The following is a 15,492-nucleotide window of genomic DNA, read 5'->3' as shown; positions in this document are numbered from 1 at the left end:
TTCCCTGAGCGCCGGATGCGAGAGTGGGTCTCGTCGCCACTCTTCCGGGTCCCCATCGGGCGATCCAGCCGCCGCCCACTCGCGCAGCGCGCGTGCCCAGCCTAAGATCATAACTCGTCGCTCGTGTTCCATCCGGACCTCCTTTCGGGGCGTGCGAGACACGGAAGGCAAGTTGCTGTAAGCAGCATCATACAAAGGAATGAACTGGAGTTCAATACTTAATGGCCTATCGCCGAACACCCAAGATGCAGAACCGCATCGACACCGCGCGCGATCAGATCGTTGCGGCGGCGCGCCGTCTGGTCGCCAGGTCCGGCTATGGCGGAACCAGCATACCGGACATCGCAACGGAAGCGGGAATTTCGACGGGCAGCGTCTATAGGCATTTCCCGTCAAAGACCGTCCTCTTCGCGGAAGTCTACCAGCAGGCTTCCCGCCATGAGATCGAAGCTTTCAGCCAGGCCGCCGAAACGAAGGGGACGACGCCCGAGCGCCTGGCAAGAATGGTGGAAACCTTCGCCCGGCGCGCCTTGGCGGGTCGCAAGCTGGCATGGGCTTTGCTGGTCGAATCCGTCGGCCCGGAAATTGACGCCGAACGGCTCAGGTTTCGCGAACCTTACCGCGCCATCATCGAAGACGTGATCGACGAAGGCATCGAGGCCGGGGAATTCCTGCCACAGGATGCCCGCATCACGTCGATGTGCATCGTGGGTGCGATTATCGAAACGTTGCTCGGGCCTTTGAGCGAGGCCCCACAGGCAGGCCACGAGGACAACCTCGTCCAAAACCTGGCTCATACCTGTCTAAGGGCGGCCGGTCCGCTCAAAGCGCTCCCGGTGGAGGCGCCGCACACGCAAATTGATTGATCGCGGCTGGGGCGCAGAACGGAGACTGGATGCTCGAAGGCCAGTGCCCTGCCGATCGCGCCCGCTCCGAAAGGGTTTTCGGAGCGGGCGCATGAATTCACGCGAACAGACGTTCCGGCTTCGCGTCGCGTTCCCGGACATGGCTTGGAAGTCCGATGCGCCCGAGCGTTTCCAGGAAGGGTCGCGCTGGCAGGTCTTCGACATTCGCCATCTTCTTCACGTCCCATTCGCCGGTCGCGATCAGCATGGCGGCGGCGACGGCTGGCACTCCCGCCGTATAGGAGATGCCCTGGCTGCCCACCTCGTCGTATGCCTCCTTGTGGTCGGCGACGTTGTAGATGAAGACCTCGCGTTCCTTGCCGTCCTTCACGCCCTTGACGAGATCGCCAATGCAGGTCTTGCCGGTGTAGTCGGGCGCCAGCGACGAGGGGTCGGGCAGCAACGCCTTCACCACCTTCAGCGGCACGACTTCCAGGCCTTCCCCGGTCTTGATCGGCTGCTCGGAGAGCAGTCCGAGGTTGTTCAGCACCGTGAAGACGTTGATGTAGTGGTCGCCGAAACCCATCCAGAAGCGCACGTTAGGCACGCCGAGGCGCTGCGATAGCGAATGAACCTCGTCGTGGCCGGTCAGGTAGGCCTTCTGCTTGCCGACGACCGGCAGATCCCATTCGCGGCCGATTTCGAACATCTTGTTGGACGTCCATTCACTGTCCTGCCAGGACCAGACCTGTCCCGTGAACTCGCGGAAATTGATCTCCGGGTCGAAGTTGGTGGCGAAGTACCGGCCATGGCTCCCCGCATTGATGTCGATGATGTCGATGGAATCGATCCGATCGAAGTACTCGTCCCTGGCGAGCCGCGCATAGGCGTTGACCACGCCTGGATCGAACCCCGCGCCGAGGATCGCGGTTACGCCCGCTTGCTCGCATTCTTCCCGACGCTTCCACTCGTAGTTGGCGTACCAGGGCGGAGCCTCGCATATCTTCAGCGGGTCCTCGTGGATGGCGGTGTCGATATAGGCGGCCCCGGTTTCTATGCAGGCCGAAAGAACAGACATGTTCAGGAATGGCGAACCGACATTGATGACGATGCGCGCGCCGGTCCGTTCGATCAGCGCCTTCGTTGCCTCCACGTCCATGGCGTCGAGCCGGTGCGGTACAATCCTGCCATCGCCCTTCAGCGCGTTCTTCTCATGGACGGAAGCGACGATCGCCTCGCATTTGGCCAGCGTGCGCGAGGCGATGTGGATGTCGCCGAGCAGGTCGTTGTTCTGCGCGCATTTGTGAGCGGCCACTTGCGCCACGCCGCCGGCGCCGATGATGAGGACATGCTTCTTCATTTCGGGGGAAATATTCCTTCTTTCTGCTATTTTCTCGGGTTTTCAGGAAAGGCTTGCTTCGTAGTCCGCGTAACCGAACTCGCGAACCGTCCTGACCGTTCCATCGAGTTCGCGGATCGCGATTGCCGGCATGTGCACGCCGTTGAACCAGTTCTTCTTCACCATGGTGTAGCCGGCGGCATCCTGGACCGAGATGCGATCGCCGACCTTCAGCGGCTCCTCGAAGCGGAAGGTGCCGAACACGTCGCCGGCCAGGCACGATTTGCCGCACACCATGTACTCATGCGGTCCGGCATTGGGCTCGATCTTTGCCTGTTCGCGGTAGATCAGCAGGTCGAGCATATGGGCCTCTATCGAGGAATCGACGATGGCCAGGTGCTTTCCATTGAACAGCGTGTCGAGCACGGTGGTCTCGAGCGTGGCGCAGCCGGTGATGGCCGCCTCGCCCGGCTCAAGATAGACCTGCACCCCGAAACGCTCGGAAAAGGCGCGCAGGCGCTGGCAAAGCGCATCGATCGGATAGTCTTCGCCCGTGAAGTGGATGCCGCCGCCGAGGCTCACCCAGTCGGCATGGTGCAGGAGATCTCCGAAGGCTGCTTCCACCTGGTCCAGCATTCTGGAAAACAGGCCGAAATCGCCATTCTCGCAATTGTTGTGGATCATGAAGCCGTTGATGCGGCTCAGAACGGCCTCGATCCTGCCTGTCTCCCGCTCGCCTAGCCGGCTGAACGGCCGCGCCGGATCGGCCAGGTCGAAGCTCGACGAGCTGATCCCGGGGTTGAGCCGCAACCCGCAGGCAATTCCGCCCACGCGCGCGCTGAAGCGTTCGAGCTGGCCAATGGAATTGAAGATGATCTTGTCGGCATGCGTGACAGCCTCGTCGATCTCATGGTCCGCCCATGCCACGCTGTAGGCATGGGTTTCTCCGCCGAACCGGGTTCGCCCCAGCCTGACCTCGTTGAGGGAGGAGGAGGTGGTGCCGTCCATGTAGGGCCGCATGAAATCGAAGGCCGACCACGTGGCGAAGCATTTCAGGGCGAGCAGGGCCTTGGCGCCGGATTTCTCACGCAAATAGGCAATTCGCTCGAGATTGCGTAGGAGCTTGGCCTTGTCGATCAGGTAATAGGGCGTCTGCATCAGGTTCTTGGCATCCATTTTGCTGAGGGGTTCGGGTGACGGCCTAAGGGCTGCGCCTTGAATGGGAAATTCTCATGTCACGTTCCATCGATGCGGCACTGTCAGTTTCGCAGGAATCAACCGCAATCTTATGAAATGTCCCGGAGCAGGGTTACGTGCGGATCAGATGTTGAAGAGCCTGCTCCGGGAAGGGACGCGCCCTTCTCCGGCAAGCCTCGAAACCCTGATGAAAGTCTCCATGCACATGATGGTGTTTATAGAGACTGGTGTCGGTCTATTCAAGGCGACCCGCCGGAAGCGGCGCGCTATCGGACACATCCGCCTGCCACAACGGCGACGAGGCGAGCAATCGTTCGGTAATGCCGATTAGAATGATCTTCTATTCCAGTTGGATAATTTGGAACAGATTTTGCTAGAAGGGCGCAGATTTCGCTTTGAAGTTGCAAGAGTACGTAAATGACTGCCGCTGCCGCCATATCCGAGCTACGCCTTAAAAATTCGATCGCCCAGTACATGCCGGGTCTGGTGCTGGTCGGTGTCATCACCGCATCGGCCTATGGATTGAGGCACATTCCGTCCGTGTCGCAATTGAGCCCGATGATCTCGGCGATCTTCGTGGGAATGCTGTTTGCCAACGTGGTCGGCGTCAACACATCGGCGGCAGCCGGCATTTCGCTCTCGGGCAAGCGGCTGTTGCGCCTGGCGGTTGCCTTGCTGGGACTTCAGATCTCTTTTGCGCGACTCGCCGAGATCGGCGTCACGGGAATAGGCTTTGCCGCATTCGGATTGCTCTCTACATTCCTGTTCACGGTCTGGATGGGCCGGCTGCTGGGCGTCGACCGCGACCTGACCCAACTGCTGGCTGCGGGCACGTCCATCTGTGGTGCGTCGGCAATCGCCGCGGCAAATGCGGTGACGGGCGCCGATGATGAAGATGTGTCCTACGCCGTCGCCTGCATCACGCTGTTCGGCACCATCGCGATGTTCCTGTTTCCCTTCGTCGGCCTGCTCGCCGGGCTCTCGACGCAACAATACGGCCTGTGGATCGGCCTGTCCGTGCATGAGGTCGCGCAGGTCGTTGGCGCGGCATTCCAGGGCGGGGCCGAGGCCGGCGAAATCGCGGTCGTGACCAAGCTGGCGCGCGTCATGATGCTGGCGCCGCTGATCATCGGCCTGTCTTGCTTCCTCGCCCGTCCGTCGGGGCACGCCGAGGCCACGCGTGGCCGCACGCCGCTCGTGCCTTTCTTCGTGATCGGCTTCCTGATATTGGCGGCGCTCAACAGCTTCGGCCTTGCGCCGGAGATCGTTCGCGCGCCAATCGTTGCCTCCACTCCGGTCCTGCTGACGGCCGCCATGGCCGCGCTGGGGCTTGGAACCAACATATCCAAGCTGAAAAAGCATGGCTTGCCGCCTTTGTTGCTCGCAGCCATGGGATCGGTGTTTATTGCCGGCGTCAGCTTTTTTATGGTGACGTTTGTGCTGTAATGAGGATACGCCATAAGGCCTGCAAAGTCGTCCCAGGGAAACGCATTTCGTGACATTTGACCAGCTCAGGATTTTTCTGGCGGTGGCCGAGCGCGAGCATGTGACCCGGGCGGCGGAAGCCCTCAATCTCACCCAGTCCACCGTCAGCGGCGCGATTGCGGCACTCGAATCCCGGCACAATGTGAAGCTTTTTCACCGCGTCGGGCGGCGTATCGAATTGACGGGCGAGGGCAGGATATTCGCCAGCGAGGCGAAAGCGATACTTGCCACGGTCCGCTCGGCCGAAGCCACGCTGGCCGATCTCGGCGGCGCGCCGCATGGCACGCTTTCCATTTTCGCCAGCCAGACAATTGCCAGCTACTGGCTGCCGAAGCATCTGGTCCAGTTCCGCAAGGCCTATCCCAAAATAGACTTGCGCCTGGAAGCCGGCAACACGGCCCAGTGCGTGCGCGCCGTAAATGCCGGAATTGCCGATCTCGGCTTCATCGAAGGCGTCATCACGGAGCCGGGTGTGTCGGTCAGGTTGGTCGCGCGCGACCGCCTCGTCATAGTGGTCGGTAGCGACCACCCCTGGGCGAAAGACGGGCCGCCGTCGCCCCAGGAATTGGGTCAGCAACAATGGGTGCTGCGCGAGAGAGGTTCTGGCACGCGCTCCAGCTTCGAGGCAGCTATTCATGCGCATGGCCTGCGGCCGATGGAGCTGCATGTCGCGATGGAACTGCCTTCGAATGAGGGCATTTGCACCGCTGTGGCGACAGGCCAGTACGCGGCGGCCGTTTCCGAGACCGTCGCGCAGGCGGGGGTGAGCGCAGGGCGGCTGGTGGTGGTGCCGTTCGAACTCCCGTCACGGGCTTTCAGTCTCATCGTTCAACGAGAGCGCCACCGGAGCCGTGCCAGCAAAGTGTTCCAGGATATGATAAATCTCGCCCCCCAAGAGGATGTTTGAGACACCTCTCGGCTCACGGCCTGGCAACGCCCGGATACACAGTCTTAAAGCAGTTGTTCCTCGTAAATATAGGATGACAGTTTCACGGGGCCGTTCGCCGTCACCAGGATTTGCTCTTCGAGCTTGACGCCTTCTCCGCCATGGGGGTCGCCGACAAAGCTTTCGACGCAGAACACCATGTTTTCCTCGATCACGCCGTCGTGGCCGCCGCTGGCGAGTCCGCGCTTGTGCAGGACGAGGGGGTATTCCTTGCACAGGCCGATGCCGTGCGCGATGCAGCCATTTTGCCGCTCGACATAGCGCGACGGCAACACATTGGCGCGGTCGGCGATCTCGAAGAAGGTCGCGCCGGGCCGGAACAGTTCAATATTGCTATGGACCTGCCTGTGGGCTGCCTCATAGAGGCGGCGCTGGTCGTCCGTGGGCTTGCGATCGCCGGCGATCCAATTGCGCGAAATGTCCGCCGAATAGCCATGCGGCCCGATCAAATCCGAATCGAAGGCGATCATGTCGCCATTCTCGATGACGCGCGCGCTTGCCTCCTGGTACCAGGGATTGGTCCTGGGGCCTGAATTGAGCAGGCGCGTTTCTACATCGTGCTCGGCATCCTCTATGAAAGCTTCATCCATCCGCTGACGATCCTGACCGGCCTGCCCTCGGCGGTGATGAGTGCGTTGGTGGCACTCAGGCTGGCGGCCATGGACCTGTCGGTCATCGCCATCATCGGCATCGTCAAGAAGAACGGCATCATGATGATGCCCAGCGCGTTCGATCCGTCGGTGGCGCGCAACTACTTCACCGACGATATCGTCGCCTGGCTTGCCTCCGGCAATGTCGACGCGCACCCGCTCTATGGCGCGCAGGATTTCGATGGCTCGATAGGGGAGCCGACCCCGACCGGCCGATGCTGCGTGGCATGATCACCATCAATGTCGACTTCACCAATTTCGGCCGGAAGCAGCGCGTCGTCTATTTTTTGTGCGCCGATACGACCAGAAGGGGCGCGCCGCTGCGCATTTTCAGGGTCGAGCACGACGGCTGGTCCTACCCCTGAACGCTGCGGTCGAGGGGTTGCTTGGTGCGCCCGCCTAATTCTTGTCGACGGGCTTTGAGCGCATGCGCGAGACGGTCTCGCGTTCGGCGCGCTTGCCGCGCAGCGGCGGCAGGCCACGGTCGACAAGGTCCATGTCCTCGAGAACCATGTCGCCCATGCGCTTGAAGGCGATGTCCAAGGCACCCGCGCGATGGGCCGAGCGAATGAAGCCCGGAAGCGTGCGCACAGCATGGTCTTTTGCCAGCGGTTCCTGTGGAAAGACGTCGCTGGCGGCAACGATGTGGCCACTCTTCACGGCGTCCATCAGGGCTGGAAAATCCACGACATCGGCGCGAGACAACAGGATGAACGCGGCGCCCTTGCGCATTCTGGCAAAGGCGTCGGCTCCGAGGAACCCCTTGTTTTCGCTCGTTACGGAAGCGACGACGAAGACGAAGTCGCTTGTCGTCAATACATCGTCGAGCGTGGCCGGGTGAACGTCGTTTTCGATCAGGATCGACGGCGGCAACCATGGGTCGAACACTTTGGTGCGCGTGCGAAAGCCCGATAGCAGGCGGTTGAGCGCGCGGCCGAGATCCCCAAACCCGACGATGCCTACATCCGCGCCGGAGAGAAGTCGCGCGGTCTTGTTGCCGTCGCCGCCCCATAATTCGTGCCCCTGCCGGAAAGCGAGATCGGCGTCGATGATACCCCGGGCGAGATTGAGCGCCATGGCAAGCCCCAACTCGGCCACCGGCTCCGCAAACACCAGCCCGGTGGTAACGACATGGATGCCGCGCGCAAACAGCGTCTCGTAAGGCATGTTGTTGATCATGTTGGTTTCGACATTGAAGATGCAGCGCAAGGACCGCATCCGCTCCAGTGCTTCCGGGGTTATCGGGGGCTGGCCGACGATGTAGCGCGCCTCGGAAAGCACGTCGGTGGGCAGATCCGCCACGCCTTCGGCCGATGTCTCCACGATGCGGTATTTCGACCGCAACAGCGCCAGCGCGGCCGGTTCGAAGATGAGATCGAGCGTGCGCGGCTCGGGTGCGCTGATGACAAGCGGCAAGGCTTTGTCGGCCATGGCATTTTCTCCCCGGCGAGCATCCGCCTCGCCAACTTTTGAAATTCTAAAAAGGGTGGCGCAGGATGAAACGATTTACAATCACAAAAAATCGATTTATCGATAGAGATATCAGCTTGGCATCGCCCAAGCCCCTCTGGGAGGAGGTCCATGGTAGTGCGGCAGGCTCAGCAACGGCGTGCGTCCATCCACGATGTGGCCAGTCGTGCCGGCGTGTCGGCTGCCACCGTTTCCAAGGTCATGCACGGCGTTGCCACCGTGAAGCCGGAAAACGCCAAGCGCGTGTCCGATGCCGTGGAGGCGCTCGGCTACCGTGTCGACCCGCTGGCCTCGGACCTCAGGCGCGCCAAGCGCCGCATCATCGGTGCGGTGGTGCCGGAATTCGAAAGCGAATTCTTCGGCTCGATAATCACCCAGTTGGAAAGGCTTGCGGAGCAGCGTGGCTATGCGCTGGTGGCGGCATCGAGCCGTGAATCCGAGACGCGCGAAAGGGAAATCATCGCCCGCATGCACGACTGGAAGGTTTCCGGCGTCGTGTTGGCGCCGGTACGCAACGAACGGGGAAGCGCCGCCGAATTCATGAAGGCGAACGGCATGACCGGCGTGCTGATCGATCGCGTTCTGGCCGACGGCGGTTTTGACACGGTGTCCGCCGACAGTGCCGCTGCCAGCGCCGAAGTCGCGCGCGAACTCATCGACAGGGGGCATCGCCACGTCCTCGTCATCGGCCTTGGCGAGCAGGCGGCGACGGTGCGGGCACGCCTGGATGGTTTCCGTGCCAGGGCGTTGGAGCTGGCGCCCGGCATCCGTATCGACGTGATCCTCTCGGAAAGCGACGTCGAGCCGCTACGCGCCTCGTTGCGGGACTATTTTGGCAAGGGCGAGCGCCCGACGGCCGTCTATTCGCTTTTTCTGAAAGGCACGCTGGTGGCGCTTTCGGAATTCCGCCGGCTTGGCTGGCACTGCCCCAACGACATATCCCTGGTGGGCTTCGATGACGCCGAGTGGATGCAGGTGACATGGCCGGCCATTGCGACCGTCGTGCAGCCGGTCAGGCAGATTGCTATCCATGCGATGAGCGCGCTGTTTCGCAGGATAGACGGCGAGGAGGGCCCGCCCAGGGCACGGCTGGAACCGTGCAAGGTCTTGATGCGTGAATCCGTCGGGGTGCCAGGTGGCGGGTCGCATTTGGGGAGAGCGGTCGGACAATAATCCAATTGTCGAAAGCAGAAGGCAGGTGCCGGATCTGGCTGAAACCCCAGGCACCGAACACCGGATTAAATGGAGGAAACGATGACACGATTTTCGCTGAAGATGAACAAATTGACCCTGGGTTTGGGCATTGCCCTTGCCTTTGCCGTCGCACCGATGGCCCACGCCGAAGACGGTGAATATGGCGTGTTGATGAAGACGTTGGCCAACCCGTTCTGGGGGGCGATGAGCAAGGGCGTCGAGGATGGCGCCAAGGAAGCCGGCGTCAAATACTTCCTCCAGGCAGCCGAGAGCGATCAGGCGGCGGAGCCGCAGCTCAATCTGTGCAACACGATGCTGGAACGCAAGCCGGTGGCGATGATCACCGCTGCCATCAATTCCACCAACCTGCTGCCCTGTCTCAAGGCGGCGCAGGATGCCGGCATCAAGGTCGTCGACCTCGACGGCAATCTCGACCCTGCGGTTCTCGACAAGGAAGGCATAAAGATCACCTTCCGCATCGGTTCCGACAACATAGCGGCGGGGGGCCAGGCGGCGGAATATCTGGCTTCGAAGCTCGGCAAGGATGCCAAGGGGCCGGTCCTGGTCATCGAGGGTCTGTCGGGCAATGTCACCGGCCAGAAGCGGGTTGAGGGTTTTGATGCCAAGCTGAAGGAACTGGCCCCCGGCCTCGAGGTCGTCGCATCGCTGCCCGGCGATTGGGATCGCGGCAAGGCGGCCTCGATCACCAACGACATCCTGACCCGCAACCCTGATCTCGTCGCCATCTTCGCCGCCAATGACGGCATGGCGCTTGGCGCGGTCGAGGCCGCTTATGCCGCCGGCAAAGGCGAGCAGGTGACGATCGTCGGCGTGGACGGGAACTCCGACGCGGTCAAGTCGATCAAGGATGGCAGGCTGAACGCTTCGGTCGCCCAGCTTCCCTATCTGGTAGGCAAGCAGGCGGTCGAGAACGTCAAGAAGTCGCTGGCGGGTGAAGAGGTTCCGGCCGACGTCGCCGTTCCGACGCTGGTGCTGACCAAGGAACTGCTTGAGGCCGGCACGGAGCCGATGCTGCAATATGTGAAATAAGCCTCTCAAGGCCTGGCTGGCGCGGTTTTTTTCGCGCCAGCCTTTCTCACCAGCAAGCTGGATCGACCATTTTTTCGTGGGCGCAACTGGAGACGGCACCGACAATGACGAGTGAAACGTCAAAGCCCGGCTTTTGGGCCAATGCTCAACGCAATTCCGTCGAACGGCTGCATATAAGGCTGGAATCCTTCGTCGTCCTGATCGTGCTTTGTGCGGCCATGGCGTTGCTGTCTCCGTTCTTCCTGTCGCTCAGCAACTTCCTCAACATCCTGCTCGCCACGTCGACCATCGGCGTGCTGGCGATCGCCGCCACGTTCGTTATCGGAGCCGGCGGTCTCGACCTCTCGCTGGGTTCAGTGATGGGGCTTTCGGGCGTGGCTGGCGCCTATGTCGCCGTCAATCTCGGCGCGCCATCCCTGCTTGGCCTTGCCGCATGCGTCGTTGCCGGCGGCATTGCCGGCTATATCAACGGCCAGCTGGTGACCCGCGCATTCGTGCCGGCTTTCATCGTAACGCTGGGCATGCTGGGCCTGGCCCGCGGCCTCGCGCTCGTCATTTCCGACGGCCGTGTCATCTACGGCCTGCCTTCCATGATGGTCTATGTAGGCCAGGGCCGCCCGCTCGGCATCCCGATGCCGGTCATCATCTTCCTGGTCACGGCAATCGTCGCGCATTGCGTGCTGGCCTACTCCAAGTTCGGCCGCCACACGCTGGCCCTTGGCGATTCCGAGGGTGCTGCCCGCGCCGCTGGCATTCGCGTCGACTGGCATCGGCGTGTCCTCTACACGCTGTCGGGCGCGCTTGCCGGCCTGGCCGGAATGCTGTTCATGGCCCGCATCAATTCGGGCGACCCGACCGCCGGCCTGAACTACGAACTGACCGCCATCACCGCCGCCATCATCGGCGGCACCAACCTGTTCGGCGGGCGTGGCTCCATCCTAGGCACCATGATCGGCGCGTTGATCATGGGCGTGCTGCAAAACGGGCTGACGCTTCTGGCCGTTCAGTCCTACTACCAGCAGATGGCGATCGGCGCCGTTCTGATCCTTGCCGTCTTCATCGACCAGTATCAGGTACGCAAGGAGAGCCGCGTATGACGCTCCTCCAACTCTCCGGCATCCGCAAGAGCTTCGGCTCGGTCGACGTGCTGCACGGCGTCGACCTGGCCGTCGAAAAAGGCGAGGTGGTCGGCCTCGTCGGCGACAATGGTGCTGGCAAATCCACCTTGATGAAAGCCATCACCGGCATTTATCGCGCCGATGCGGGATCGATCGATTTCGATGGGAAAAATATCCTTCCGCTCGATCCGGGCGAGCGTCGCGAACTCGGCATCGAGATGATCTACCAGGACCTGTCGCTGGCCAAGCAGCAGGACGTGGCCAGCAATATCTTCCTTGGCCGGGAGCCGACGAAGACGCTGTTTGGCCTGTTTCCCGGCTTTGTCGACAAGGCCCGGATGGACCGGGAAGCGGCGAAGATGATCGAGCGGCTCGGCGCGCATCTGCCGTCGATCAATCGATCCGTCGGATCCTTTTCCGGTGGCCAGCAGCAGACCGTGGCGATTGCCCGCGCGCTGACCTTCAACCCAAAGCTCGTCATCATGGACGAGCCGACGGCGGCGCTCGCCGTGCGCGAGGTGCAGAGCGTGCTCGACCTGATCCGCCGGCTCAAGTCGGAAGGCATCGCCGTCATTCTCATCTCGCACCGGCTGAACGACGTGCTGTCGGTCACCGATCGCATCGTCGTCCTGCGCCATGGCCGCGCCGAAGCCGATCTCGTCACCGCCGATACCAATATGACCGAAGTCGTCAGCCGCATCGTCGGCGGCGGCGATGTCGGCGCTGCTGCCGCACATGAACAACGAGGCTGATTTTGACCAACACTTTCGGACTGCACACTTTCGCCATTGCGCCGGTCTGGGACCTGGCCCGCATCGAGCCGCAGATGGAGCGCCTGAAGGAGTTTGGGGTCGGCCTGCTCGAAATCCCGCTGCTGCGGCCGGAAGAAATCGACACCGCGCGCACAAGCGCTTTCGCCAGCCGCCACGGTATCGAGCTTGTCCCGTCGCTTGGCCTGCCCGCCAGTCTCGACATCGTCGAGCAGCCGCAGGAGGGGCTTGATTTTCTGGAGCCGGCGTTCCGCGTCTGCGCGGAAGTCGGCAGCTTCGGCCTCGGCGGCGTCACCTACGGCACCATCGGCAAGACCACCGGGCGGGCTCCGACGCAAAGGGAGATCGACGGCATGTGCCGGTTCCTCGAACGCGCGGCAAGGGCGGCAAAGGCGCATGGGCTGAAACTGGGCATCGAGCCGTGCAACCGCTACGAGACGCACCTCATCAACCGGGGCAGCGATGCGGCGAAAATCATAAGGCAGGTAGGCGCCGACAATATCTTCATCCACCTCGACACCTATCACATGCATATCGAGGAAGAGAGTTTTGCCGCGGGCTTCGAGGCGGCAGCCCCCTTCCTCGGCTATGTGCATGTGTCGGAATCCAACCGGGGCGTGCCGGGGCGCGGCATGGTGAACTGGCAGGCGTGCATGAAGGCCATGGCCGATATCGGCTATCGTGGCCCGATCACGCTGGAAAGCATGAACCATGTCGATGTCGACATCGCCGGCGGATTGGCGGTCTGGCGACCGGTGGCGGAAAACCCCGACGATGTCATCGAGGTCGGGTTGCCTTTCCTGCGCAAGGCCGCCGCCGACGCCGGGCTGACGCTCGGCTAGGGCTTCCTTGAAGCTTTCCCCTTCCCAAAATCAGGATAGTTCCTCCAGGAGGGACTGGATTTTGAGGTACAGTTTCCTGGGGACGCGGACGCCGTCTCTCAGGCTGCGCTCCCTGGCGTCGTAGCGCCGCTGCGAAGGCAGCCGAGCGCCTTGATCGACGAATGCCGCGAACAGCGCTTCGGCGCTGGCGTGGTTGTCGGTGCCGGCACCGCCGCCCAGCAGTTTGGGATCGAAAGCGATGATCAGTTCGCCATGGCAGGGAGCGGCCTTCGCGCCGCCATCGAACTCCATTGATTGCATGCTGATCATGTCGCCTATCAAGGGGCCGGCTAGCAGTTCGATCATGGTCGACAGGGCGGAGCCCTTGTGTCCGCCAAAGGTAAGCATGGCACCCGACAATGCGGCAGCGGCGTTGGTGGTCGGATTTCCTTGCGCGTCGATCCCCCATCCCGCCGGGATCGGCTTGTCGTCAAGCTTGTGCAGGGCAATATCGCCTCGGGCAATCGCGCTGGTTGCAAAGTCGAAAACATAAGGCGTGTGCTCGCCGCGCGGCCAGCCGAAGGCAATCGGATTGGTGCCGAGCACCGGTCGGGTCCCGCCGGCCGGCGCTACCCAGCTATGGCTGGGCGTCATGGCGACTGCCGCCAATCCTCGCTCGGTGATCGCCTCGATTTCCGGCCATAGCGCCGAAAAATGAAAGCAGTTATTGATGGCGAGGATGCACACGCCAACGGACTTGGCCTTTGCCTCGACAAGGGAAAGCGCTCGGTCAAAAGCCAGCAGCGAGTAGCCGAAAGCGGCGTCCGCGTGGACGACCGCGGCCGATGTTTCCACGATAGCGGGAACCGCGTCAGGCCTGAATTTCGGGCTCTTTATCGTTTCGACACATCCAGGCAGCCGGTAAAGACCGTGGGAAAAGCACTCGTCCCGTTCGCCGGCAGTTATCACGCGCGCTACGGGTTCGGCCTGCTCGGGCGACAGGCCCGCACCCAGCAACACCTGCAAGGCGATGTCGAATACATCGTTGACGCCAACGGTGACATGGTCCGTGTCATCGAGCTTGTTGGTCATATCTACCCCATATCGATAAGCGTGCTTTCTTCCCGGCTCACCAGCTAGCCGCTTGTATCCAATCTGTCGAGGATATGATCGCGGCCATCGTCGCCCAGGATATCGAGCAAACAGACAAGCTGGCGAGCGACCACGCCGAGCGGATCGTCCGCCAGATCCAGGCCTACATAACAGCCGACACGCGGACCAACGCGCACATCAACATCTGACACGGGCCTACCTACCACAGGCCCCGGCTCGTGGTACGCCTGCGAACCCGTCGCCACCCGTTCCTTCCATACGCGCCGCTACGCTGCCGATGCGTCGCCACGCATGTTTTCTCCAGCCGTCGTCGGCTCGCCATCGAACGATGACGGCGGCAACGCATATGCTGTTTATTTAGCAGTCGACAAATCCGACATTTCGTATATTATATACGCTAGCGCAGGCAGAGCCTCTATCGTCGTGCCTCGACTGCGCCAACGGCAAGACAGGCTCTTGCCAAGACAGGCACTCGCCAAGATAGGCACTGGAAGGAGAACCACATGAATTCCGCCATTTTTTCTGGCTGCATCCCGGCGCTGATGACGCCGTGCACGGCCGACCGCAGGCCTGATTTCGACGCGCTGGTGCGCAAGGGCAAGGAGTTGATCGCAGCCGGCATGTCCGCCGTCATCTATTGCGGCTCGATGGGCGACTGGCCTCTCTTGACCGACGCGCAGCGCATGGAAGGCGTGAAGCGCCTGGCCGAAGCCGGTGTGCCTGTCATTGTCGGCACCGGGGCCGTCAATTCCGCCTCGGCCGCAGCCCATGCCGCCCATGCGCAAAAGGTCGGCGCCAGAGGCCTGATGGTAATTCCGCGCGTCCTCTCGCGCGGCTCGTCGATTACCGCGCAGCGTAACCATTTCAAGGCAATCCTGGCGGCGGCGCCCGATCTTCCGGCGGTGATCTACAACAGCCCCCATTATGGCTTTGAAACACGCGCCGACCTGTTCTTCAGCCTACGCGCCGAACATCAAAACCTCGTTGGCTTCAAGGAGTTCGGGGGCGTGGACTCGCTGACTTACGCGGCCGAGCACATCACCAGCCAGGACGACGGGGTGGCGCTGATGGTCGGTGTCGACACCACCGTGTTCCACGGCATCGTCAATTGTGGAGCCACCGGCGCGATCACCGGCATCGGCAACGTGCTTCCGCGTGAGGTGCTGCATCTGTGCGCGCTTTCGCACGCGGCCGCCAAGGGCGCTCCGGATGCCAGGCAGCGCGCGCGCGAACTGGAGCAGGCGCTGGCCGTGCTGTCCTATTTCGACGAGGGGACGGACCTGGTCCTCTACTACAAGCATATGATGGTCCTGAAGGGGTGCCCGGAATATACGCTTCACTTCAACGAGACGGATGCGCTTTCGGGCAGCCAGCGCGGCTTTACCGAAGCGCAACTCAAGCTCTTCGACACCTGGTATGCACAGTGGAGCAAGTTGCCCGGCGCAGTGCAGAAATACGCCGCCTGATATCGTGGTTGGGAAAGGCCTGCTTTGA

The 15,492-nt window shown here is 62.0% G+C and carries 16 protein-coding genes and 1 pseudogene; 12 read left to right on the top strand and 5 right to left on the bottom strand.

Translation table 11 applies throughout. The features are described 5' to 3' along the window. Positions 1-221: 221 nt before the first annotated feature. Positions 222-866: a TetR/AcrR family transcriptional regulator gene (locus ACX3P1_RS12385; RefSeq protein WP_459079876.1), complete on the top strand. Its 645-nt coding sequence runs from the start codon at positions 222-224 to the stop codon at positions 864-866. A gap of 97 nt (positions 867-963) precedes the next feature. On the opposite strand, the gene ACX3P1_RS12380 is transcribed toward ACX3P1_RS12385, so the two are convergent. Both ACX3P1_RS12380 and ACX3P1_RS12375 read right to left on the bottom strand, forming a co-directional pair. Then, a complete protein-coding gene (locus tag ACX3P1_RS12380) occupies positions 964-2,205 on the bottom strand; it encodes a saccharopine dehydrogenase family protein (RefSeq protein ID WP_459079875.1) in 1,242 nt (413 codons plus the stop codon). Positions 2,206-2,247: 42 nt separating this feature from the next. Beyond that, positions 2,248-3,345 (bottom strand): carboxynorspermidine decarboxylase, encoded by a 1,098-nt coding sequence (locus tag ACX3P1_RS12375; RefSeq protein ID WP_459080014.1) that lies wholly within the window; start codon positions 3,343-3,345, stop codon positions 2,248-2,250. 453 nt (positions 3,346-3,798) lie between these two features. Between ACX3P1_RS12375 and ACX3P1_RS12370 the strand changes: the two genes are divergently transcribed. Both ACX3P1_RS12370 and ACX3P1_RS12365 read left to right on the top strand, forming a co-directional pair. Further along, on the top strand, positions 3,799-4,827 hold the full coding sequence (locus tag ACX3P1_RS12370; protein WP_459079874.1) for a YeiH family protein: 1,029 nt from the start codon (positions 3,799-3,801) through the stop codon (positions 4,825-4,827). Positions 4,828-4,876: 49 nt separating this feature from the next. Beyond that, the gene (locus tag ACX3P1_RS12365; protein ID WP_459079873.1) at positions 4,877-5,773 is read left to right on the top strand and encodes a LysR family transcriptional regulator; all 897 of its coding nucleotides are present in this window, start codon (positions 4,877-4,879) and stop codon (positions 5,771-5,773) included. Between the two features lie 44 nt (positions 5,774-5,817). On the opposite strand, the gene ACX3P1_RS12360 is transcribed toward ACX3P1_RS12365, so the two are convergent. Then, positions 5,818-6,402, bottom strand: a complete 585-nt coding sequence (locus tag ACX3P1_RS12360; RefSeq protein WP_459079872.1) for a M24 family metallopeptidase — start codon at positions 6,400-6,402, stop codon at positions 5,818-5,820. On the opposite strand from ACX3P1_RS12360, the pseudogene ACX3P1_RS12355 reads away from it, so the two are divergent. Both ACX3P1_RS12355 and ACX3P1_RS12350 read left to right on the top strand, forming a co-directional pair. Next, positions 6,364-6,546: pseudogene (locus tag ACX3P1_RS12355) on the top strand (efflux RND transporter permease subunit); the annotation flags it as partial. The gene ACX3P1_RS12360 and the pseudogene ACX3P1_RS12355 overlap by 39 nt on opposite strands. Positions 6,547-6,689: 143 nt before the next feature. Next, positions 6,690-6,827: a hypothetical protein gene (locus ACX3P1_RS12350; protein WP_459079871.1), complete on the top strand. Its 138-nt coding sequence runs from the start codon at positions 6,690-6,692 to the stop codon at positions 6,825-6,827. A gap of 34 nt (positions 6,828-6,861) precedes the next feature. Here ACX3P1_RS12350 and ACX3P1_RS12345 read toward each other — a convergent pair whose 3' ends face one another. Then, positions 6,862-7,893 carry a hydroxyacid dehydrogenase gene (locus tag ACX3P1_RS12345; RefSeq protein WP_459079870.1) on the bottom strand — a complete coding sequence of 344 codons (1,032 nt, stop codon included), beginning with the start codon at positions 7,891-7,893 and terminating at the stop codon, positions 6,862-6,864. Positions 7,894-8,043: 150 nt separating this feature from the next. Here ACX3P1_RS12345 and ACX3P1_RS12340 point away from each other — a divergent pair, with 150 nt between their 5' ends. The 5 genes from ACX3P1_RS12340 to ACX3P1_RS12320 all read left to right on the top strand — a co-directional run bounded on the left by ACX3P1_RS12340 (position 8,044) and on the right by ACX3P1_RS12320 (position 12,906). Then, positions 8,044-9,105, top strand: coding sequence for a LacI family DNA-binding transcriptional regulator (locus ACX3P1_RS12340; RefSeq protein WP_459079869.1), 1,062 nt, complete (start codon positions 8,044-8,046; stop codon positions 9,103-9,105). A gap of 81 nt (positions 9,106-9,186) precedes the next feature. Further along, on the top strand, positions 9,187-10,176 hold the full coding sequence (locus ACX3P1_RS12335) for a sugar ABC transporter substrate-binding protein (protein WP_459079868.1): 990 nt from the start codon (positions 9,187-9,189) through the stop codon (positions 10,174-10,176). Between the two features lie 104 nt (positions 10,177-10,280). Next, a complete protein-coding gene (locus ACX3P1_RS12330; protein WP_459079867.1) occupies positions 10,281-11,273 on the top strand; it encodes an ABC transporter permease in 993 nt (330 codons plus the stop codon). Further along, entirely contained in the window at positions 11,270-12,046 is a 777-nt protein-coding gene (locus ACX3P1_RS12325) for an ATP-binding cassette domain-containing protein (RefSeq protein WP_459079866.1), read from the top strand. Before ACX3P1_RS12330 ends, ACX3P1_RS12325 begins: the two co-directional genes overlap by 4 nt. A gap of 2 nt (positions 12,047-12,048) precedes the next feature. Beyond that, the gene (locus ACX3P1_RS12320) at positions 12,049-12,906 is read left to right on the top strand and encodes a sugar phosphate isomerase/epimerase family protein (protein WP_459079865.1); all 858 of its coding nucleotides are present in this window, start codon (positions 12,049-12,051) and stop codon (positions 12,904-12,906) included. A gap of 30 nt (positions 12,907-12,936) precedes the next feature. On the opposite strand, the gene ACX3P1_RS12315 is transcribed toward ACX3P1_RS12320, so the two are convergent. Next, positions 12,937-13,977, bottom strand: coding sequence for an Ldh family oxidoreductase (locus tag ACX3P1_RS12315; protein WP_459079864.1), 1,041 nt, complete (start codon positions 13,975-13,977; stop codon positions 12,937-12,939). A gap of 74 nt (positions 13,978-14,051) precedes the next feature. Here ACX3P1_RS12315 and ACX3P1_RS12310 point away from each other — a divergent pair, with 74 nt between their 5' ends. Both ACX3P1_RS12310 and ACX3P1_RS12305 read left to right on the top strand, forming a co-directional pair. Next, the gene (locus tag ACX3P1_RS12310) at positions 14,052-14,186 is read left to right on the top strand and encodes a hypothetical protein (protein ID WP_459079863.1); all 135 of its coding nucleotides are present in this window, start codon (positions 14,052-14,054) and stop codon (positions 14,184-14,186) included. 315 nt (positions 14,187-14,501) lie between these two features. After that, positions 14,502-15,464 carry a dihydrodipicolinate synthase family protein gene (locus tag ACX3P1_RS12305; protein WP_459079862.1) on the top strand — a complete coding sequence of 321 codons (963 nt, stop codon included), beginning with the start codon at positions 14,502-14,504 and terminating at the stop codon, positions 15,462-15,464. The last annotated feature ends 28 nt before the right edge of the window (positions 15,465-15,492 follow it).

Source organism: Mesorhizobium sp. A623 (assembly GCF_054489405.1).
Note: the sequence above shows the minus strand (reverse complement) of the source record. Positions and strands in the feature narration are given on the sequence as shown.